At 47.8% G+C, this 20,059-nt stretch carries 20 protein-coding genes and 1 pseudogene; 12 read left to right on the top strand and 9 right to left on the bottom strand.

Annotated elements, in window-relative coordinates:
* Nucleotides 1-347, top strand: a pseudogene (locus tag AAX04_RS06095) (2-oxoacid:ferredoxin oxidoreductase subunit beta); the annotation flags it as partial.
* An 80-nt stretch (nucleotides 348-427) separates the two neighbouring features.
* Here AAX04_RS06095 and uppS read toward each other — a convergent pair.
* Complete coding sequence (gene uppS, locus AAX04_RS06100) at nucleotides 428-1,120, bottom strand: polyprenyl diphosphate synthase (protein ID WP_238377818.1); 693 nt, start codon at nucleotides 1,118-1,120, stop codon at nucleotides 428-430.
* 302 nt (nucleotides 1,121-1,422) lie between these two features.
* Here uppS and AAX04_RS06105 point away from each other — a divergent pair, with 302 nt between their 5' ends.
* On the top strand, nucleotides 1,423-1,689 hold the full coding sequence (locus tag AAX04_RS06105; protein WP_066795605.1) for a zf-TFIIB domain-containing protein: 267 nt from the start codon (nucleotides 1,423-1,425) through the stop codon (nucleotides 1,687-1,689).
* Nucleotides 1,690-1,714: 25 nt separating this feature from the next.
* Here the strand turns inward: AAX04_RS06105 and AAX04_RS06110 are convergent, their stop codons facing one another.
* Nucleotides 1,715-2,668, bottom strand: a complete 954-nt coding sequence (locus tag AAX04_RS06110; RefSeq protein ID WP_066795607.1) for an MBL fold metallo-hydrolase — start codon at nucleotides 2,666-2,668, stop codon at nucleotides 1,715-1,717.
* 734 nt (nucleotides 2,669-3,402) lie between these two features.
* On the opposite strand from AAX04_RS06110, the gene AAX04_RS06115 reads away from it, so the two are divergent.
* Nucleotides 3,403-3,591, top strand: coding sequence for a TrmB family transcriptional regulator (locus tag AAX04_RS06115; protein WP_066795610.1), 189 nt, complete (start codon nucleotides 3,403-3,405; stop codon nucleotides 3,589-3,591).
* 62 nt (nucleotides 3,592-3,653) lie between these two features.
* Here AAX04_RS06115 and AAX04_RS06120 read toward each other — a convergent pair whose 3' ends face one another.
* A complete protein-coding gene (locus AAX04_RS06120; protein ID WP_066795611.1) occupies nucleotides 3,654-4,007 on the bottom strand; it encodes a 30S ribosomal protein S25e in 354 nt (117 codons plus the stop codon).
* A gap of 351 nt (nucleotides 4,008-4,358) precedes the next feature.
* Between AAX04_RS06120 and AAX04_RS06130 the strand changes: the two genes are divergently transcribed.
* The 3 genes from AAX04_RS06130 to AAX04_RS06140 all read left to right on the top strand — a co-directional run bounded on the left by AAX04_RS06130 (nucleotide 4,359) and on the right by AAX04_RS06140 (nucleotide 7,242).
* Nucleotides 4,359-5,084 carry a hypothetical protein gene (locus AAX04_RS06130; RefSeq protein ID WP_066795616.1) on the top strand — a complete coding sequence of 242 codons (726 nt, stop codon included), beginning with the start codon at nucleotides 4,359-4,361 and terminating at the stop codon, nucleotides 5,082-5,084.
* 168 nt (nucleotides 5,085-5,252) lie between these two features.
* A complete protein-coding gene (locus AAX04_RS06135; RefSeq protein ID WP_066795619.1) occupies nucleotides 5,253-6,206 on the top strand; it encodes a D-2-hydroxyacid dehydrogenase in 954 nt (317 codons plus the stop codon).
* Nucleotides 6,199-7,242 carry an alanine--glyoxylate aminotransferase family protein gene (locus AAX04_RS06140; RefSeq protein WP_066795622.1) on the top strand — a complete coding sequence of 348 codons (1,044 nt, stop codon included), beginning with the start codon at nucleotides 6,199-6,201 and terminating at the stop codon, nucleotides 7,240-7,242. Before AAX04_RS06135 ends, AAX04_RS06140 begins: the two co-directional genes overlap by 8 nt.
* On the opposite strand, the gene AAX04_RS06145 is transcribed toward AAX04_RS06140, so the two are convergent.
* Nucleotides 7,239-8,186: a hypothetical protein gene (locus AAX04_RS06145; RefSeq protein WP_084761226.1), complete on the bottom strand. Its 948-nt coding sequence runs from the start codon at nucleotides 8,184-8,186 to the stop codon at nucleotides 7,239-7,241. The genes AAX04_RS06140 and AAX04_RS06145 overlap by 4 nt on opposite strands.
* A gap of 581 nt (nucleotides 8,187-8,767) precedes the next feature.
* On the opposite strand from AAX04_RS06145, the gene AAX04_RS06150 reads away from it, so the two are divergent.
* Nucleotides 8,768-9,658 (top strand): hypothetical protein, encoded by an 891-nt coding sequence (locus tag AAX04_RS06150; protein ID WP_066795625.1) that lies wholly within the window; start codon nucleotides 8,768-8,770, stop codon nucleotides 9,656-9,658.
* On the opposite strand, the gene AAX04_RS06155 is transcribed toward AAX04_RS06150, so the two are convergent.
* The 4 genes from AAX04_RS06155 to AAX04_RS06165 form a co-directional block, all read right to left on the bottom strand.
* Entirely contained in the window at nucleotides 9,655-10,065 is a 411-nt protein-coding gene (locus AAX04_RS06155; protein WP_066795628.1) for an HIT family protein, read from the bottom strand. The two genes, AAX04_RS06150 and AAX04_RS06155, sit on opposite strands and share 4 nt — an antisense overlap.
* A 7-nt stretch (nucleotides 10,066-10,072) precedes the next feature.
* Complete coding sequence (locus AAX04_RS06160) at nucleotides 10,073-11,086, bottom strand: transcription initiation factor IIB (RefSeq protein WP_066795631.1); 1,014 nt, start codon at nucleotides 11,084-11,086, stop codon at nucleotides 10,073-10,075.
* Nucleotides 11,087-11,107: 21 nt separating this feature from the next.
* Nucleotides 11,108-11,377 (bottom strand): hypothetical protein, encoded by a 270-nt coding sequence (locus AAX04_RS11900; RefSeq protein WP_156519724.1) that lies wholly within the window; start codon nucleotides 11,375-11,377, stop codon nucleotides 11,108-11,110.
* 137 nt (nucleotides 11,378-11,514) lie between these two features.
* Nucleotides 11,515-11,763, bottom strand: a complete 249-nt coding sequence (locus AAX04_RS06165) for a hypothetical protein (protein ID WP_156519725.1) — start codon at nucleotides 11,761-11,763, stop codon at nucleotides 11,515-11,517.
* A 110-nt stretch (nucleotides 11,764-11,873) separates the two neighbouring features.
* Between AAX04_RS06165 and AAX04_RS06170 the strand changes: the two genes are divergently transcribed.
* The 5 genes from AAX04_RS06170 to AAX04_RS06190 all read left to right on the top strand — a co-directional run bounded on the left by AAX04_RS06170 (nucleotide 11,874) and on the right by AAX04_RS06190 (nucleotide 18,729).
* Entirely contained in the window at nucleotides 11,874-12,368 is a 495-nt protein-coding gene (locus AAX04_RS06170; protein WP_066795636.1) for a hypothetical protein, read from the top strand.
* Between the two features lie 55 nt (nucleotides 12,369-12,423).
* A complete protein-coding gene (locus tag AAX04_RS06175; protein WP_066795638.1) occupies nucleotides 12,424-15,174 on the top strand; it encodes an ABC transporter substrate-binding protein in 2,751 nt (916 codons plus the stop codon).
* A 95-nt stretch (nucleotides 15,175-15,269) separates the two neighbouring features.
* Complete coding sequence (locus tag AAX04_RS06180; RefSeq protein WP_066795641.1) at nucleotides 15,270-16,385, top strand: ABC transporter permease; 1,116 nt, start codon at nucleotides 15,270-15,272, stop codon at nucleotides 16,383-16,385.
* Between the two features lie 5 nt (nucleotides 16,386-16,390).
* Nucleotides 16,391-17,773 carry an ABC transporter permease gene (locus AAX04_RS06185; protein WP_066795644.1) on the top strand — a complete coding sequence of 461 codons (1,383 nt, stop codon included), beginning with the start codon at nucleotides 16,391-16,393 and terminating at the stop codon, nucleotides 17,771-17,773.
* Complete coding sequence (locus AAX04_RS06190) at nucleotides 17,773-18,729, top strand: ABC transporter ATP-binding protein (RefSeq protein ID WP_066795647.1); 957 nt, start codon at nucleotides 17,773-17,775, stop codon at nucleotides 18,727-18,729. Before AAX04_RS06185 ends, AAX04_RS06190 begins: the two co-directional genes overlap by 1 nt.
* Nucleotides 18,730-18,736: 7 nt before the next feature.
* On the opposite strand, the gene AAX04_RS06195 is transcribed toward AAX04_RS06190, so the two are convergent.
* Nucleotides 18,737-20,056, bottom strand: coding sequence for a cobyrinate a,c-diamide synthase (locus tag AAX04_RS06195; protein ID WP_066795650.1), 1,320 nt, complete (start codon nucleotides 20,054-20,056; stop codon nucleotides 18,737-18,739).
* Nucleotides 20,057-20,059 lie beyond the last annotated feature (3 nt).

A 20,059-nucleotide genomic window follows, 5' to 3' on the forward strand; every position in this document is an offset into this window, starting at 1 on the left:
TAGACGTATTGCAACCATGCCCAACATACAATGACATAAACACTAAGGAATGGTACGAGAAGAGGATAAGAAAACTAGAGGATGAAAAATGGGACCCAGTGGTAAAAGACCCAAAGGAAGCAGATGAAAAATTGGTTAAGGCTATTGAGAGGGCTAGGAAACCCATGGATGAGGAAATACCCATAGGCATATTCTACCAGAATGAATTTGTACCAACTTATGGGGAGAGGGTAGCATCGAGGATAAGCAATTACTTTGAGCTACCACCAGCTAAGCAGATCATTGAGCATGATGGGGAATCCCTAACACTCATAGATAAGATACTTGAGAAAAGGAGGGTAGTGTGATTAAGGTATTGCAGCGTTAAGGACCTTAAAGGAGACGTAAAAATTTCACGCACGGCTTAAGTTAATTGGTGAAAGATGAATTACCTTCCGAATTTCCTCTCAACACTAGCGTAGTACCTTAAGGCTTCTTGGAAATCCTCCCTACTGAAGTCTGGCCAATACTTGTCAAGGAAGTACAGTTCAGCGTATATAGACTCCAGCGGGAAGAAGTTACTTAGTCTTCTTTCGCCACCTGTCCTAATGACCAAGTCTATGAAGGGTTTTGGTAGGAAACCAGTCGGTAATAATTTGACTAATTCCTCGTCCTTAATTAACTTACCCACCTTCATAATGGCCATGTTCACCATGTCCACGATTGATTGGTAGCCGCCATATACAACAGCTAGGTTGAGGAAGTGTGAGTTGTACGACTCAGTGGCTGTCATCGTTTTAATAGCCTCATCAACAACATAAGGTGGTAGGCTTCTCCAGCGGCCTATCAAGGTGACCTTAACCTTATTATCATGTATCCTGGGGTCCTCCCTAGCCTTCTTAAGCTTCCTAATGAGTAGCTCGTAAAGTATCTTCTTCTCAATCTCACTCCTATTAATGAAATTCTCGTAGGATAGTACATACACGGTGACTGTTTGGATATTGTTATCAAGGGCCCACTCTAAAACATCCTCAACCTTATCAGATCCGATTAGATATGCGGTGTATATGTCAACACCATGAGCCACGGCCCACCTCCTATTACCATCTGGTATTATCCCAATATGATTTGGTACGCGCAATGCATCATAACCAGCCATATCTGTTGCCCGATATATAACTAGCTCAATTTATAAAAATTACTACGAGGCAGAGACCATTGAAAAATATTTACATATATGCTCATATTCATTGTTGTTGGCCACATTTAAATGAATTCATGCAAAATGACGCAATAGATATTAGTACAGTTAGCTGCACGGCGATGCCGCTTCATATCCATGTAATGTCTAAGGGTGCATGTTATTAAATACTGGATTAAGTTTAATGGAATGGCTTTTTTAACTACCGAAGCGTTTATTAATAAGCTGTGATAACTTAGGTTATGAAGTTCTGTCCAAAGTGTGGAACCGCAATGGTTCCGGTGAAGAAGGGAGGTACAACGTACCTAAGGTGCCCTAGGTGTGGTTATGAGGAGAAGGTTGCTAAGAAGGATAGGAAGTCCTTCGTAGAGAAGAGCGTTGTTAATGAGGGTAAGCGCACCAAGGTACCTATAGTTGAGAATAAGGGTAATTCAGGGGAGGAGGTTGATGAGGATTACCGCAAACAGCTACTGGATAACCTCCTTGAAATGGGGGATGAATTCGACTAGCATCTAACAGTCGGTTAACCCACTGCTAAATTAACGTGTTGTCGGGTATTGGGTAGGAGCTTAAGCCATACTCAAGCCTAAGGTGCCTTGCCAACCTCTCACTATAGCCGTAGACAGTGTATATCCTCCTAGCCCTGGAATTAATGGCGAACTCCACCAAGCCATTAAAGTCACTGTGGTTACTCAACCTTATGTGCACCTTACTCCTCAACCACCCCCCAGGCGCTCCCCCAGTCACCATAGCCACCACTGAGTCGCCGTTCAACTTAACCCTCGGTGGTAAATCAGCCACCATCACGTCGCCATCGTTACGGTTGCCCACGCCTAGGAGTATCCTGTTTAGCGAGTCAACGTTAGTGTCCATTGATACGTCGATCCCGCTGTTCCTGAGTAATGCGTATAATTCTTGGCCCTTACCGAGGGCAAAGCCTGAGAGGACAAGCCTAAGCCCCTTACCCCTAACCCTATCCACCAGGTCCAGTATCTCGTTATACACCTCACCGCGTGGTTCGAATTGGAAGCTTGGGTCACCGTAGGTGCTTTCCATGACCAGTACATCCGCGTCTGGGTAGGGTTCTGCCCCCTTAAGCAGAACACTATCCTCAACATTCATGTCGCCCGTCACCAGCACTGAACCATCCCTAAACTCCAGTAGGTACATTAGGCTACCCATGACATGACCAGCGTTAAGCGGTACCACACTGAAGTGGTCGAAGATTATTGGCCTATTGGGGTGGGCGACGGTTACATTAGCCCCAAGTCTCACCCCTCTGAATTCCCTGAGAATCCTCAAGGTTTCACCACTCATAATGACCCTCCTGGCCTTTGATATGTGGCTCGTGTAGTGGTCACTGTGGCCATGCGTAATGAGCACTGCATCATAGTTACCTGAGGGGAATCTACGGGTTGGGTCAACTAGAATATGGCGTCCGCAGCACGATACCTCAATCCCACCAAACCTCTTAACTACACTAATCATTCAGTTAACCTTAACACCAACCGCATTTAATTACTTTACTTAGGTTTTCCTAATAAACCGCCAAACCCTCGCCCTATAGTAGGGTTTCATGGAGGTTGCTTTTAAACTTCAGTCTTGCTAAGGTGTTCAGTAAGCCCCTTAGTGCTGACTTGGGCCCCCATGACAAAACAAACGACAAGTCTCGCTCTTTAGGGTGGGGTTGCGCTATTCTGTAGGGTTCCACGGAGATGGGTTTATGAAAACCAGCCCCATTGGGTTATTCAATAACCCCGCAATAAGCGGGGTAACTGCCGAGACCCCCAGGGTGAAACCCCACTCATCAAGGCGAGGAGGGGGTCATACCTCTCTGCCTTAAGTAGTGAAGTTTCCTCAGGGCCTTAGAATTTACCCTTTAAGGAGCTACTAGGAATCTAAAAATAAAACATAATGTACCGCTCCGAACCCTACGCAGCAGGTAACCTCACCTCTAGAGGGGGCGAGTTTAACTTCAATATTACTGTTATTAGGACCTCTTTTAATCATTATATACGTGATATATGTCATTAAAATAACCATGAGCATGCTTTATTCTTGGGGTCTGTATTGTAAAAAGAGACTAAATATTACGGCCACTGACGTTGCCACTATCGAGTATAGGCACCTAAGTAATACCCGAATTAAACGGAATTTGCTGAATACACGCAGCCTGTATTGCGGAAACCTATAAAAGTAGCTGACTTGGATTTATCCCTGGTATGTCAGATGGAATAAAGAAGAAGATATTAGACTACCTAACCCAGAATAGGGGTAAGGAATTGGCCGTTGAGGATATAGCTAAGGCAGTTGGTGAACAGAGACTTAACGTAGTTAAGGCTCAATTAACCAGACTAGCTAAGGAGGGTAGGGTCCAGAAGGTGGCTGAAGGTAAGTATAAGGCCGTTTAACGTACATTAATTATAATGAATCAAATATAGTGTTTTTCAAAATAATATTTTTACCTTTACCGTTACTGGATTAAACCAAGCTTCCTGGCCCTCTCCACAGAGGTATAGACGCTCATCCTATGCCCCTTAGACACAAGTACTAACTCCCCCTTCTTAGCTAGGTCATTCAGAACCCTGGTGGCTGCACCCATCTTAAGTCCATACTTAGACGATATGATGTAGGTGGTTACGTAATCCATATCCTTAATATCCTTAGTTATCTGATCATAAAGTTCAGCCGGCACAGTGGCCACCACCTTCTTTACAGCTTCCTCAGCTGCCTTACCCTTCCCCTTACCCTTCTTTTCAACCTGCTCCTTCTCCTTAGCCTCCTTCTTGGCTAATTGGGATATGGTCGGCTTCTTCTTACCTCCCATATACCTAACTTAACTAAGTTGGGTTTTATAAGTGTTTACGGCTTGGCCACGGTCCATCAATGTAGGGGTGCTTGTTAGCCCTACTATGCCAATTCCCGTTAGTCCCCCTTATTAGGATGCTTACCTTGGGTAGGGTTACTGGTGTTTTAATGACCCCTTCCCTGCCCCTTCTAGGGAGTGGGGTTTCACCCTGGGGTCTTGATAGTTACCCCCACTACGGTTTTTTGAAAACCTCAGTGGAATATCTCCATGAAACTCCACGTAGTGAGGTAACCCCACCTTGAAGGGCGATGCTTGCCGTTCTTTAGTCATGAACATAGGTTAATTAAAGGGTACCTAACCTAGCTTTTAATGCTCTTAGCCGTTTCTTCACCATCCACAGAGACGCATGTCGCCTCGGTAAGTAGGGTTGTATCAGCATTACTGGTTAAGGGTAGGTTTGAGAACGTGGCCATACCCATACCTAGGGAGTTGCTGGGCATAGTAGTTAAGTTAGCCTTATCGTCAGGTAAGGGTGCGGTGGTCGAGTTCCTGAGGGGTAGCCTAGGTAACGCGTGGCTGGTAACCCACTCCCCGTTAATAGACCTAATACTGACGCTTTACAGGGAGTACCCATGGGTTAACCTGGTTTCAAGCGGCCCAAGTCTTAATGACCAGAGGAGGATAAGCAAGATAGCGGTTGATATGGTTGCCTTAACCGCTAGGTCAACTGTAACTGGTATTGAGCTTGAGAGGTGGATTAAGCTTCATAGGCAGGCAGTTGAAACGCTGGATAAGCCCAGGGATTACCCAAGTGACTCAATAGTGGTTACTATAGGGTATGTTAATTACGTTAAACTAAGGGGCTTAGCTGATGGGGTAATCACCGTTGGTGAACTTAAACCAACACCAACTGAGCTATTCTACATTTATAGGGGTGACTACGACGCCACGTTTAGGAACATAGTTAAGTGGGTTGTGAGGTACCTAAGCGACATAGTCCCATCATCAAGGAACCTAACCGAGGCTTACTCATCAATAATACGCAATAGGGAGTACATGAGTTTCATAAACTCACTACCATACTCATCAATCTAAGGCACCTCCCCAATGGCCTTTAACACCACCCCTTAGAGGTGTTCATCTTTCCCATTGTGTTGTGCATGAATTAAGTGCCACTATATAGCTTACTTATCTGTATGTTAGTTTTGGACCTGGGTAATGTTTAAAAATATAGTGGGGTGACCCCTCTATGGATAAGCTGGAATGGGTTGGGAATCCGGAATCCAACTTAAGGTACTGGTGACGGATAAGGTCGATGAAAAACTGTTGAATAGGCTCCGCAGCATGGGTATGGTTATTGACTACAAGCCCGGTATACAACGTGACGAACTCCTGAAGTTAATTGATGGTTACCACATACTTGTGGTTAGGAGTAGGACTAAGGTGGATAGGGAGGTTATTGATAGGGGTACTTCACTCAAGATAATAGCCAGGGCGGGGGTTGGCCTCGATAATATAGACGTTGAGTACGCCTTAAAGAGGGGCCTCGTGATTATCAATTCACCTAACGCAGCCACTTACTCGGCGGCTGAGTTAACACTAACCCTAATGCTCATGCTGGCTAGGAATGTGCACCTCCACATATTTGACGTTAAAAACGGTAAGTGGAGTAAGGGCACCTACGAGGGGGTTGAGCTTAGGGGTAAGACGCTTGGTATAGTGGGCTTTGGCAGGATAGGTAGGGCTGTTGCGAGGTATGCGGAGGCGCTTGGCATGAGGGTGTTGGCCACCGACATTATTGATGTATCAAGGTACGCTAATGAACTTGGCGTTAAGCTGGTTAGCCTCAGTGAGCTCCTGGAGCTCAGCGATGTGATCACCCTCCACGTAGCCCTAACTAAGGACACGTACCACATGGTTAATGATGATAGGCTCAGGTTGATTAAGGATGGTGCGATGATAGTGAACACGAGTAGGGGTGAGGTCATAGACACCAGGGCCCTGCTCAACCACCTGGATAGGCTATGGGGCGTAGGGCTTGATGTACTTGAGCATGAACCCCCCAGGGAGGATTGGGAGTTTAAGTTGATACAGCACCCAAAGGTCATAGTGACGCCCCACATAGGGGCTGAGACCGTGGAGGCCCAGGGGAGGATTGTTGAGGAGTTGGTGGCTAATATTCAGGATGCGCTTGAGAGGGTGAGGAACCATGGTTAAGTACCTAACCCCAGGTCCAGTTCAATTGCCGAGGAGGGTTATTGATGCCTACGCCAAGCAGCCGATGTTCCACAGGGGTAGGGAGTTTAGTGAACTGTACAGTGATGTAGTTAACCAGTTGGGTAGGGTGTTCAGAGGGTATACGGTGAGCATACTGCCGGGCACTGGTACATTCGCCGTTGATGTAATGGTGTACAACTTCATTAAACCCGGCGATGAGGTACTGGTGCCGATTAACGGTGAATTCGGGGAGAGGCTAGCCCAATCAGTGGAGTCAAGGGGTGCTGTTGTTAAGAGGGTTTATGTTGAGCCTGGTGAATCGCTGTGCGACCACATTGATGAGTTTAATGTTAAGGCTAGGGCCTTGGCCATGGTTCATAATGAAACCAGCATGGGGGTTGCTAATAGGTGCATTGATGAGGTAGCTAGGCTAATTCACGATAATGGGGGTTTAATCCTCATCGACAGTGTATCAGGTGTACCGGCTGAACCAGTGGGTGAGGGGGCTGATGTAGTGGCCACGGCAACCCATAAGGCGCTACTGGCTCCACCCGGCGGCTCAATTGTGGCCTTCAAGGACCCTGGATTGATTATTAGTTACCCGAAGCCACCATCAATGGACCTGGGTAATTACTTAAAGTACAGCGCCAGGCTTGAGACACCCTACACCCCACCTATCAATGTGCTTTACGCTCTGAGAGAGTCGCTAAGGTACATTCTCGATGAGGTTGGGCTTGAGAGGTATGTTAAGCTTCATGAGGAGAAGGTTAGGTTCCTCTACGGTGAGCTGGGTAAGCTGGGCTTCAAACCAGTGCCACTCAACCTAGGTTACGCCAGCAGGACGGTGACGGCCTTCTACAGTCCAATTAACCCCGGTAAGGTAGTGGATTACCTAAGGCAGAATGGCTACGTGATAAGTGGTGGCATGTGGCGCATTAGGGAGAGGAGCATAAGGATAGGGGTCATGGGTGACGTGACCCTCGACGACTTAAGGACTGTTGTCTCACTACTGAGCAACCTAGCTGGAGTCGGCTAGTACCAGTAGGTTGGGTAAAACTGATGCTCGTTGATGAAAACCCCCTTCTCGTATGCATTGCACACGCCTCTTAAGGGGCATGCTGAGCATTTTGGGGTATCCTGAATACACACAGACCTACCCAGCCTCCATAGGTAATCGTCAAGGGCGAAGGGGTTAACCCCAGCATTCACGGAGACCAACTTCCAAGCATCCCTAACCAAGCCCCTGAGGTTAACATCCTCACTGGGCGTGAATGGCACACCACCAGTAACCATGTCGTGGTACCTCTGCTCCAGTTCAACTAACCCAAGTCTGAGGGCTAACCTGGTTAGGTGGTTGTCAACCGCAACCTGGGCGTCATCAACATCAATGAACCTGATTAACCCCCTACCATGCAGGAACTTGGCCAGTAGGAAGGTCTTCTTCTCAACTGGGTCCGTGTAGGCCGTGAAAACCCTCATCATGTCCGTGAATCCCCCAGATCCAAGAAGTCTACCACCTGTGGATTTCAGTAGGCTTAGTGCCGAGCCGTTGAAAAACGACAACACCTTACGGCCTAGGTCAGAGAGTAGGAATGCCCTTACACCGTAATCCCACACGTCACCAAGCCAATCCTTAACGTCACTGGGCTTCAACCCAGCCAGCGACCTTGGGGTGAAGAAGGATGCATCACTCCTCAGCTTCTCAACACCAAATCTCCAAAGGAGGTCTGAACCCACGTAAACCTTGCCATTGATCATCGACTTGAATTGGTGGCCGGGTACATTAAGCCTGTGGTCTATGGACACCATAGCCATGAAGTACATGACCTGGAGCTCAAGGTCAACATCCACAGGTGGGTAATAGTCCAAGTCAGTGTAGTTATCTTGACTAATACCCAAACTACCGATTACCTTAGCCACCTCAAAGACCTTATCGTAAACCATCCACCCAACCTCATTACCAGCATACCCAACCTTCACTTACTACCTTCAGGCAGCCTAGTTTTTAAACCGACCTACGACTTACCGGCGGTTCCCCATTAGCAAGGCATTGCCGCCCAACGCTGCATATTGACAGGGACATGACAAGTCTCGCCCTTTAGGGCGGGGTTACCCCACTGCGTGGGTTTCATAGCGATAGGTTTATTAATCCCAGTTTTGCATGGGTTTTCGGTACTCGGGGTGGTGCCCCCGAGAGGGGGTTTCCCTACGTTAGATGAGCCGGTGGGGCGATACCCCACCATTCATCACCACCCCGAGACGAAGCCATTAACCCCCAAAGAGGGGGTAACGCCCGAGACCCCCACGGTGAAACCCCGCCCAAAAGGCGGGAAGGGGGTCATATCGGAGGCTCATGGACTATTAACCCCGCCTATGGCTTAATACCGCATCTTCACCCGTGGACGGGGATCTGCAAGTTCAAAGAATAAGGTAAACCCGGCAAGGGATGAATTGGATGGGGAAGGTGTGAAGTTACCCAAGGCTGGAGGTTTCACTGTAGGTAATTCACCCATTTTTAGCTGCTAAATAATGTTTAATAGGGTTCGTTAATACTCCGCACTGTGTCTAGTGAAAGAAGGAATATTGAACTACCCTATAGGCTTATGGACCTGTCGCCATCGGCCAGGATAATAGTGAGTTACCTTCAGTTCGAGAGCATGATCAATGGGAGACCCTACGTGACCTTCAACGACATAGTTGAGAACACGGGCCTCAGCCAAAGGGCTGTTAGGGGTGCCTTAAGTGAACTTAAGGCTAAGGGTGTAGTTGAGACTATACTGGACGTCTCAAGGGGGAGGAGGTACCTGTACAGGTTGATACCAAGCAACATAAGCATAATTGAGGAGCAGGTTGAAAGTGGCGTCTACCTGGTTGACGTGGGTGTGGGTGTGCCAAGCATGATGAGCTTCAGGGTCTACAGGACCATTAGGGCATCTGCAATAGTCTACTACACAAGCCACGTACCTAAGTCATTCCTAGAGTACACCAAGTGCACATGCGCCTCACTACCACTTGAGGGTACTAGGCCTGACCAGGTGGTTTTCATAGCCAGTAAGGTTACTTCATCAGGTGGAAGTATATCCATAGTGTATGACCAGTTGCTGGATTGGGAACTAGTAGACCCGTACATTAATGCCATTAAGGAGTCTGGGGTTAAGGCAATTAGGCCATTATCCTCAGTATCCCCCCTGATCCTGGGTATTCAACTGCTTATGAGTAAGTCTGATGAGACCCTCAGCTTCAGGAGGGGTAACCTGGGGATTAGGATCCTTAGGGTTAACCCGGGTGTTGAGCCAAGTAACCTAAATAGGGGGTTGCTGCTTAAGGTTTTCGAGATAAGGAGGATTAATGAGTTGGTTGAGGTGAGGCAGCTGGGTGATTTCAGAAACCTAACCAGCGACTATGAGAAGGTCCTGGTAATATACGAATCAATACCCGAATACACGGCTTAAGCCTGTTCCCAGGCATTTCTTATGCGCCTAGCGTACTCCATCGGCGTCTCGGGTATTGGCTTAGCATTAAAGAAGACCTTAATGAAGCTCACGTCACCATTCCACCTAGGCACCACGTGAAATGCTGCATGTGGGTAGGTGACTAATCCAACGTTCAACCCATGTGGATTATAAACCCTCCTCAAAACCGCCTCAGCCCTCCTAACCAGTTTAAGCGCATGGTAGAGCTCACTGGTGCTTAACTCAGTGAGGGGTACATGCCTCTTTGGGACTATGACCAAGTGGCCGTTGTTGAACGGTTCATCGTAGGCGTATACCCTGAAACCGCCCTCCTCGGCTATGAGCAGTTCATTGCTTAGGTTGCAGTATTTACACAGTGTCCTGTACTCAACGCCGGGAATCTTCATTACCCGGTTACTTGATGGGTATCTTTATGTTTAACTCCTTAGCCAACTCCTTATACCTATTCCTAACCGTGACCTCTGTGACCTGGGCCGCCTGGGCAATCTCCTTCTGTGTCCTGACCTCACCCTTAAGCAGTGACGCTATGTAGACGGCGGCAGCGGCTAGGCCGGCCGGGTCCTTGCCTGCGGTTAACCCCTTATCCTTAGCCTCCTCAAGGACCCTAATAGCCTCCTTAGCTATGTCGCCAGGTAACTTAAGCTGCTCAACTATCTTAGGCACGTACTGCCTTGGGTCACTTAAAGGTAGCTTAATCCTAAGCTCCCTGGCTATTAGCCTAAAACACCTAGCTATCTCCTTCCTAGGAGCCCTAGTGTACTGGGATATTTCATCAAGGCTCCTGGGCATGCCCTGCATCCTGCAGGCCATGTGTAGGCAGGCCGCTATAATAGCCTCAACGCTCCTACCCTTAACCAACCCGCTCTTAAGGACCTGCTTATACACGGCCAGGGCCTCATCTATGCATGACTTAGGCACACCGAGTTGGTGGGCAATCCTGTTAAGCTCATGGGTGGCCTGGACTAGGTTCCTCTCGTAGCTTGTCTGTACCCTAATCCTCTGCTGCCACTTCTTATACTTAAGAATCTCAAGCTTCTTCTTCAGGTCAGGTGATTTAAGCGTGGTTTCAATCCTAGTTACAAGCTCCTCACTAGTGGCCCTCTCAAGGGGTCCACCTGTCCTGGCCCTATCCTCCTTCTCCTCAGGTGTGAAGGCCCTCCACTCAGGCCCTGTATCCAAAATGTGCTCCATTAGCACGTATCCGCATGAGGCGCAGACTATCTGGCCTCGCTCCGCATCCTCAATGAACACGGTGTTGCCGCATATTGGGCACCTTAACTTCTCACCACTGCTCTGGTCAATGAACTCTAGGTTATTACCCTCCCTCCTAAAGAGCCTAAACTTCTGGATTATCAACTCCCTTCTGTTTTCATCCTGCTGGTTAGAATCCCCCTGTGAAACGCCCATGGCAACCTCCTTTCCACCTAATTAAAACTTTACCCATTTATAAGCCTTTCGCTCAAGTATAAAATAAGCTACGTTAAGGTAAATCCACGTAATTGGCCGGGTAACCCCACCCCCTTCACTGGCCTGCCAACGCAGGTCTCTGGGGGGACTACCCTCAAGTAGCATTACCCCTACCCCCTTTAATACTTTTCCGTAAACTACGATGAAGAGGGGCGGCTGGGTAATTGCTGCCTCTCTGCGGGTGGTGGTTTTATTCGCTTGCTTCTTGGCGGTTTCCTTAAGCTTACTCAAATCAGTACTCCCCACCCGTCACCTAGGGTTCTCAGCCACCATGGATCTCGGAAACTCGGGGTAACCAATTAAGCTTAAGAAACGCAAACTCAATAAACTCATTGCTCAATCCATATGGGTAATCACAAAAACTAGGCTCATCCCCTGGTGAATTCCCTTAAATCATCTATCGATATCACTCTCACCTCTCCGTCATTAATCATCAGTATTAGGGGTATTTTAACAACACCCTCCCTAACACCATACCTAATGAGCAGATCCTTAGCGTTATCTTCATTAATCATCATTAGCCTGCACCTAAAGCCCCGATTAATCAAAGCCCTGCAGTAATGCCTAACCAACCCAATACCCACCTCCCACTGGGCGGTAATGATCACGAACTCCACGGCTACGGGAACCGATCCGGGCTGCTTATAGGGTTTGCCATATTCCATCCTTAAGATAATGCCACTGAGCCTTTAAATAAATTAAAAAGCATTTAACCGCTGCGGGTAAGGTGCTGAGGTTAAATAGGTACATCGGTGTTGGATTTGCGTTAGGCCTCTTGGCTGTTGCATTAGCCGTGATTCTAATGTTTAACCAGTACTCGTTAAGTCCAATTATCGTTAATAGAAGCTGTGAGGGTAACTATAGCGTTAATGTCAGGGGCGATGTTTTACTCATCCTTAACAATACCGGTAATGAAGCCGCTGCCTTGAACCTTTTAATCAACCAACATATACCTCAAACAAACATAACAATACCGCAGGAGTATAACATTAGTGTAACGCCGTTAAACACAACCATATTAACCTACGGCCAAGTGCTAGGCATTGCAATTAACTGCAGTTCACCAAGCCTATACGTAAGTGTATACCTATTAAGGAGACCTGCGTACTACCTACCGCTTTGGTTAATAATGACCGCATCATTCATATTTTCAGTAGCATTAATTATCATAGGCTACTTGATGCTGCTGGAATCAAGCATTAGCACTAGAGGTAAGAGGTAGTGGATAAAGATTAATGTGGTAAAATTTAAAAAGGATTCACTCACTGATTAGGCTTATGGGATACAATCAAAACCTAGGGATATCTAGGGGTGTTTTGGCTGCTGTGGTGGTGGCTGTGGTTGTTGTGGCTGTGGCTGGTGGTTTGGTTGGTTACTACGTTACCCACCCACCTACAAAAACTGTGACTGTTTCAACGGCGACAACGGTAACAACGACCACTACCGCTGTCACAACCACTGCAACAACAGTGACAACATCAACAGCAACAACAGTAACAACAACAGCAGTAACAACAACCACCGCAACAACAACCGCAGTAACAACGACAGCAACAACTGTTACTACGACCTCAGTAGCAACTACTACGGTTACCCCAATACCCATGGCTCAGACTGTTCAGGTAATGGAGGTTCAGCCCAGTCTAGTACCCCAGTACCTTCAGACTGACCAGATTGACCTGTTCCTTAACCCATTTGCAATACCGTCAAACATATTCCAAACGCTAACCACCATACCAGGTGTTTCATTGGTTTCACCAGCCGTCACCGGTGCTGATGACCTGCTCTTCAACCCATACCCCAGCAACACCACGTTCAACCCATTCGCCTACTGGCAGTTCAGGTTCCTAATGAATTACCTGGTTGACCATTCATATGCTGTTAACCAGGTGTTCCACGGCTTCGCCACGCCCATGATAGCTTGGCCTTACGTCTTCGGCATATACAGCTACCTGCTCATACTTCCAGAGATAGTTAAATATAATATTCATTATGACCCAGCCTACGTCAATGCATCCATATTTGCCCTATTCCAGCAGATCAATGCAACAGACCCTGTCTGGAAGCATAGGATACTTTATATTAACCACCAGTGGTACTACATACCGCCAAACTCCACGACACCCAAGCCCGTGACTATACTGTTCTTCATTAGGAATGATGACCCGTATAGGATGGCTATGGGTAATGCCTTTGCCAGCGCCTTAGAGAGCCTGGGCTTCACGGTACAGACTGAATATGGTCCAGGTAAGACCGCTATACCGTTAGTGTACTCCTCAAACCCAGCCAATATGGAGTGGCAGATATACACTGAGGGTTGGTCCATCACCCCTGAGTCATGGGATACCGGCGCTGGTGCAGCTTTCTGCGCATCATGGACCACTGACATGCCTGGTTGGGGTATTTCAGGTTACTGGCAATACACGAACTCAACCATTGATTCTTTAACCTACCAGGTGGCCATAGGCAACTTCACGTCAATGGCCCAGTTTGAGAACATTTCAAAGATCACGCTATTCGACTGCTTCCAGCAGGCTGTTAGGGTTTGGCAGGTGGCTAACTCATTCCCATACCCAGTGTTAAGCAGTGTGAATAATTACATGCCCAGCATCTTCGGCCTTGAATGGCCTCTCGGCACTAAGTTCGCCTACTCAACGCTCCACCCAGACACGCTGAAGGTCGGTATGCTTCACGTGACTGTTCAGGATTGGAACACCTACAACTGGTACGTCCAGGTTTGGCTATATGATGTTGATGTGTTGCAGGGTTGGGTTGGGGATCCATTCGCCGGTGCCAACCCATTCAGCGGTGAGCCAATGCCGCTTAGGGGTGGTTGGTACGTGGAGTTAAGCCCCAATGGTTCAGCAATATTCCCAGTGCCGCCTAATGCAGTCATTTGGAATGCTACATTGGATAAGTGGGTTGATGTTGGGCCAGGTCAGTACGCTAAGGCTGTGGTGTACCTGTACTTTAACGGTACTTGGATTGGCCAGTACTGGCAGGATGGGCAACCCATAACCATGGCTGACATCATATTCTACTACTACACGTGGTTCGACCTATACGCGACCACAACCGGAGCCTCCGTACCAGACCTTGGACCCCACGTCTCAGCGCTAAGTGATATAGGCTCCGCGCTATCATCCCTTGTACCTACCATTGTGGGTATGCAGTTCTTCCCCAATGGCACGGTGGTTATTTACGGTGACTACTGGTTCCCAGACCCCAACTTCGTTGCTTCATTCTATGCCCCAGGTTTCCCAACCTTCGCCAATCCGTGGGTTATCCAGGCGGTTCAGCTATACGCCTTCGCCCAGGGTAAGTATGCGTTCAGCAGTGGTGAGGCTCAGTCACTTAACATCCCGCAGCTTGACTTGAGGAGCCCAAGTGACAATGCATACCTAGCCAGTGTCATTAAGAATTGGCTTAGTACCGGTTACGTTTGGGATAATGGCTCATGGGCCATTATAAATGGTTACAACTTCCTAAACAGCAGTATGGTTACTGAGGCTTATGAGGATGCCTTAAACTTCTACAACACCTACGGTAACCTATTCATCAGCAATGGGCCATACATACTCAAGAACATTGTAACCGTGACGCCTCAGTCGGCTACACTTGTGCGTTGGAGTGGTTACCCATACAACTATACCTACTGGTTCAGGCAGATATACGTTAGGCTTGGCGTGACTACACTACCACCAGGAGGTAACCTGGTGCCCAAGGTTACGTTGCTGACGCCAACGTCAATAACCATCGGTCAACCTGCGACGTTTAATATAACTGCATATAACCCAGTTGGTATACCTGAGGCTCGCGTTTACTTAATATCGCCAAGTGGTGTTATCGTATTTAGTGGTGCCTACAACGGTACCGCCGTGGGCTTTAGTGGATTTATCAGCTTCACCATCCCAGCATCAGTAACCTCAACGCTAACGCCAGGTACATACACACTCATTGTGCTTTACAGTACAAGCGTGGTGCCGATACCATCACAGTACACCGCCTCCATAACAGTCAGCAGTTAATGACTGAATTAATTCACTAAGAGGTTAAAATCTTCATTTTACTTTTTAATAATTATTGAAAAAACTTAAAAATTCATCCTTATCTAGGTGTCAGTATGAGTATGCTACGTGGAATAGCTTTAAGGATAATTAACCTAACTGTAATACTGCTAGTGGTTTTAATAGTGATAGCTGCTGTGTTATCAGGCCCGGCATCGCAGGTCCTTAAGGATACTATCCAGAGGGAGACCAGTGAAATGGTGACTACGATAATGCTTCACCACCCCATGACACCCGCCCAGGCTGAGCAGTTGAAGCAGACTATAATTAAGCAACTTGAGAATGCCTATGGTTTAAATAAACCTGTCTACATCAGGGTCTTCTACGTGTTATTCAACATACTGTCGTTTAATTGGGGTTTCTCATACTACCCAGATGCCTATGGTGTCCCAAGTGGTAGCGTGGTTTCAATAATCATGTCTGCATTACCTGGGACAATAATCCTTGACACATTAGGCATACTGCTGAGTGCATTGATAGGTATTGAATTGGGGTTGAGAGCGGCCTTAAAGTATGGTTCACTGTACGATAGGGCTATAACTTACTACGGTGCTGTTGATAGCGGTATACCCCAATGGTGGGTTGGAATATTAATGATACTTGTCTTCGCCGTTTACCTGAGACTAATCCACTCACCCATAGTCTTCCCCTACGGCGGCATAGTTGACCCCCAGTACTACAACGTGTGGCTTTACGACACAGCTAAGGCTTTCATTAACCCTAAGATACTTGCCAGCCTCCTCTACCACATGGTCCTCCCAATGTTAACGGTATTCATAGTTAACATTGGTGGGTGGGCCTACTTCGCCAGATCGGTGGTGTTGAACATAATTAGGGAGGATTACGTAACCTTCGCCAGGGTTAAGGGTCTTCCTCAGGGTCAAATTGTGAGTAGGTACATAATGAGGCCAGCGATGCCGGCCATATTAACCAGCATCTTCATATCCATACCCTTCATAATATTTGGTGGGTTCCTATTAACTGAGGCTGTGTTCCAATGGTGGGGTTTGGGTTACGTCCTCAACATAGCCATTGTGGGTGTGCCTACTCCTGACATGCCTGTGATACTCGCTGATACATACATGAGTACGCTGCTGTACATAGTGCTGGTGTTCATACTGGAGATACTTATATACTACATAGACCCCAGGATTAGGGAGAGCCAGGGGTGATGTGAATGGCTAAGGTATCTGAACTAAGAATAGCCGGGATGACCCTGGGCGAAATAACGAAGATATACGTATCCTCAACCCTAGGTAAGGTCTCCATAGCGTTGTTTGTAATATTAATTGGTGCATCAATATACGCCGCCGTAACACTACCACCTAATTTTGGCAGCTTGTGGAATAACCCACTTTACTGGCAGATTTACCCAAAGGATGCTCCTCCAGCCTGGGTTAACTATCTCTCGGGTAATGGGTATGCCCCCCAGGTCATGTTTGGGAGGGAGGTTTCAACGCAGGGTAGCACTGTTAGGTTTAGTTTCAGGGTGGATAACGAGTACTCCGTGCCTTGGAGGGACCTTTACATTGTTATTAAACCCATGTCTGGTTCATCAACATTTACAGCCTACTTAAGTATACGTAGGCCTGATGGTTACGTGATTACAATTGGCCCGTTACTCATAAGCTCAATGTATACTGAGGTTGGTACAACGCAGCAGGTTGAGAGCCAGGTTATTCAATTCTACCTAGCTAAATACGGCTACATGCTCACGGTACCCCAAGGCTTATCCGCAGTGCCGTACATATTCTCAACAGTCTCCTCAGGTTCGTTAAAGCCCCTTAAAGGTATTTATGTTATCAACCTAACCCTAATCGCCAACAACCCATCTAAGGGTATTGGTAATAGGTTGATTTCACTGGTCCTTGAGGGCAATGTCTACGGTTTAATGGGTACTGACGCCGTTGGCCACGACCTATGGCTAGGTTTATTAGCCGGGTTCCCCTTAAGCCTTGAGGTTGGTGTGGTTTACGCCTTAATATCAACCGCAATAGCCATAGCCGTGGGCTTGGCAGCCGGTTTCATGGGTGGTGTGGTGGATGAGGTTTTAACGAGGTTAACGGATTTCGTCATACTCATACCAGCCTTCGTTATACTTGTGGTTTTATCAGTCCTACTTAGGCTTAACATATGGCAGGCAATGCTTTACCTAGCCATATTATCATGGGGTGGTGCGGCTAGGATAATTAGGTCTATAACAATGCAGATTAGGACGGCCGCCTACATAGAGCTGGCTAAGGTTGGAGGAGCCAGCAACCTCTGGATCCTCAGAAACCACGCACTCCCCCAAATACTCCCATATGCGCTATATCTAATCGTCGTAGGTGTACCTGGGGCGATATTAACATTGGCTGGTTTAAACTTCCTCAACCTGGCTGGTGCGAACTACCCAACCTGGGGTAACATACTTTACTACGCGGAGCAGTATGGGGCACTTGAGTCTGGTATGTGGTGGTGGGTTGTGCCACCCGGCCTACTCATAGTCCTAGTTGCAGTTACATTCATAGTTACAGCGCTGGCAATAGAACCTATAGTTAACCCGAGGTTGAGGAGGTGATGGGTGTGCCGCTACTTGAGGTTAGAAACCTAAGCGTCAACTACATCACCATGAGGGGTGTGGTTAAGGCGCTTGATAGGGTTAGCTTCGACTTGGATGAGAATGAGACCATAGCTGTGGTTGGGGAGACAGGTAGTGGTAAGTCAACGATAGCTAAGGCCATTGTTAGGGTTCTTGAGGAGAACGCCAGGATAACAGGCGGAGAGGTCATATTCGAGGGTGTTGATGTGCTTAAGCTTAGTGAGGAGGAGTTTAGGAGGAATTACAGGTGGGTTAAGGTGGCCATGGTCCCGCAGGGCTCAATGAACTCCCTTAACCCGGTCCTCAGGGTCGTGGACCAGATGATAGAGCCCCTGGTGCTCAGGGGTGTCCCTAAGGTCGACGCCATTAAGATAGCTGGGGAGGCCCTTGAGAGCGTTGGGTTACCTAAGGACACTTTGAACAGGTACCCGCATCAACTGTCAGGGGGTATGAAGCAGAGGGTAATAATAGCGATGGCCATTCAGGCAAGGCCGAAGTTAGTAATCCTTGATGAACCGACCTCAGCCCTGGACGTGATGACCCAAGCCAACATAATGAACCTCCTTAAGAGACTTAAGAGGGAGTTCAAGTTATCCTACATATTCATAACCCACGACTTAGCCCTAGCCAGTGAACTGGCCGATAAGGTCCTCGTACTTTACGCTGGTAGGGTGGCTGAACTGGGTTCAGCGGACCTCGTATACACGGATCCAAAGCACCCATATACCCAGGGCTTAATGACAAGTGTCCCGACGCTTAGGGAGGATAAGAAGCTATCCTTCATACCTGGGGAGGTGCCGAGCCTAATTAACCCACCCAGTGGCTGCAGGTTCCACCCAAGGTGCCCATACGTCATGGACATTTGCCGCAGGGAGGACCCGCCGATGATTGATCTTAAGGATGGACGTAAGGTGGCGTGTTGGCTATACCATTAGCATGAAATCACTTCTTAAGCGTAGCCCTTAACCTATCCTTAATGCCTCTTATTGAGGGTAGGTAGGTGTGGGTGTATAGGGCCAGGGTGTTGTTAACCATGGCACCATCAAACCCGTTGGCAATACCCCTCCCCTTAACGTTCCTAAACACGTAACCTTCATTCGAGTATTCGGCATAGGATACGTGAAACTCATGCCCCCTAATCCTCACTCCACTTTGGGCTAGGAAACTGTCTTTAACCGCCTCAAGCTCCGTGTAACCTATGGTTAACCTGCCCTTGGCCACTATGCCAATGTCGAAGAGGCCAACCATCCTGTACTCCCTATCAGACCTAATGTACCTCGACAGGTACATTAAGCCACCACACTCAGCCAGTATTGGCGTACCTGAGTTGGACTTCCTCCTAATCCAGCTTACCGTGTCTATTGAGTTCTCAAGCTCGGTTAAGTGTAGTTCTGGGTAACCACCACCGATGTATATGAAGTCAGCATCGTCAACGACCTCGTTGTTAATTGGGCTAAAGAACCTTAGGTTAAATAGACTTGATAACAGGTCCAGTGAGGCCCTATAGTAGAAGAGGAAGGCATTATCGTAGGCCACGGCAGCCACCCCGAGCTTACCTCCGCCATCATCTTCGCCGTCGCCTTCACCACAGTTAACTGGGTTAGCCAATTCGTACACTAGGTCTAGGTTTATGTATTTCTCAGCTAGCTCAAGGCCATGTTTAATCAGTTCCTCAACCTCCTTATAATAATCCTCGACGGTCACTAAACCCAAGTGTCTCTCATTAACCACGAGTTCTTTATCCCTGGGCAGGTAACCCAGGTCGACAACGCCGCTTGGTAGTGATAATCTGCATGAGTTGTAATGGCCCTCAGAGGCTACGTTGTTGAAGATTACACTAACCACGTTTGATGGGCCGTAATCCACCATACCCTTCACTATTGCCCCAGCTGTGTAGGATATGTTAGAGCAGTCGATTACGAGTATTATTGGTGTTGAAAGTAGCTTAGCCACCTGGAAGGTGCTTGAGCCAACCTCAACGCCGTCGTAAAGCCCCATAACACCTTCAATGATTCCCAAGTCAACTCCCCTCATGTATCTGCAGAAGGTTTCCCTAACACCCACCTCACCCATTAGCCATAGGTCTAGGTTAATTGATGGTAGCCCCGTGGCCACCTTATGGTAGCCTGGGTCTATGTAATCCGGGCCAACCTTAAAGGCCCTAACCCTGAACCTTCTCGATAATGCCGCCGCCATCACCGAGGTAATTATGGTCTTACCTGAGCCGCTCCTATCCGATGCAACCAAGATAGCCCTAGCCATCCA

Origin of the sequence: Caldivirga sp. MU80 (genome assembly GCF_001663375.1) — an archaeon.
In the GTDB taxonomy this organism is placed as follows: domain Archaea; phylum Thermoproteota; class Thermoprotei; order Thermoproteales; family Thermocladiaceae; genus Caldivirga.

What these genes read in the sequence shown, in the direction of transcription:
- AAX04_RS06105 (WP_066795605.1), top strand. Translation starts at nt 1,423, where the DNA reads ATGAAGTTCTGTCCAAAGTGTGGAACCGCAATGGTTCCGGTGAAGAAG.
- AAX04_RS06110 (WP_066795607.1), bottom strand. Translation starts at nt 2,668, where the DNA reads ATGATTAGTGTAGTTAAGAGGTTTGGTGGGATTGAGGTATCGTGCTGC.
- AAX04_RS06115 (WP_066795610.1), top strand. Translation starts at nt 3,403, where the DNA reads ATGTCAGATGGAATAAAGAAGAAGATATTAGACTACCTAACCCAGAAT.
- AAX04_RS06120 (WP_066795611.1), bottom strand. Translation starts at nt 4,007, where the DNA reads ATGGGAGGTAAGAAGAAGCCGACCATATCCCAATTAGCCAAGAAGGAG.
- AAX04_RS06130 (WP_066795616.1), top strand. Translation starts at nt 4,359, where the DNA reads ATGCTCTTAGCCGTTTCTTCACCATCCACAGAGACGCATGTCGCCTCG.
- AAX04_RS06135 (WP_066795619.1), top strand. Translation starts at nt 5,253, where the DNA reads ATGGGTTGGGAATCCGGAATCCAACTTAAGGTACTGGTGACGGATAAG.
- AAX04_RS06140 (WP_066795622.1), top strand. Translation starts at nt 6,199, where the DNA reads ATGGTTAAGTACCTAACCCCAGGTCCAGTTCAATTGCCGAGGAGGGTT.
- AAX04_RS06155 (WP_066795628.1), bottom strand. Translation starts at nt 10,065, where the DNA reads ATGAAGATTCCCGGCGTTGAGTACAGGACACTGTGTAAATACTGCAAC.
- AAX04_RS06160 (WP_066795631.1), bottom strand. Translation starts at nt 11,086, where the DNA reads ATGGGCGTTTCACAGGGGGATTCTAACCAGCAGGATGAAAACAGAAGG.
- AAX04_RS06175 (WP_066795638.1), top strand. Translation starts at nt 12,424, where the DNA reads ATGGGATACAATCAAAACCTAGGGATATCTAGGGGTGTTTTGGCTGCT.
- AAX04_RS06180 (WP_066795641.1), top strand. Translation starts at nt 15,270, where the DNA reads ATGAGTATGCTACGTGGAATAGCTTTAAGGATAATTAACCTAACTGTA.
- AAX04_RS06185 (WP_066795644.1), top strand. Translation starts at nt 16,391, where the DNA reads ATGGCTAAGGTATCTGAACTAAGAATAGCCGGGATGACCCTGGGCGAA.
- AAX04_RS06190 (WP_066795647.1), top strand. Translation starts at nt 17,773, where the DNA reads ATGGGTGTGCCGCTACTTGAGGTTAGAAACCTAAGCGTCAACTACATC.
- AAX04_RS06195 (WP_066795650.1), bottom strand. Translation starts at nt 20,056, where the DNA reads ATGGCTAGGGCTATCTTGGTTGCATCGGATAGGAGCGGCTCAGGTAAG.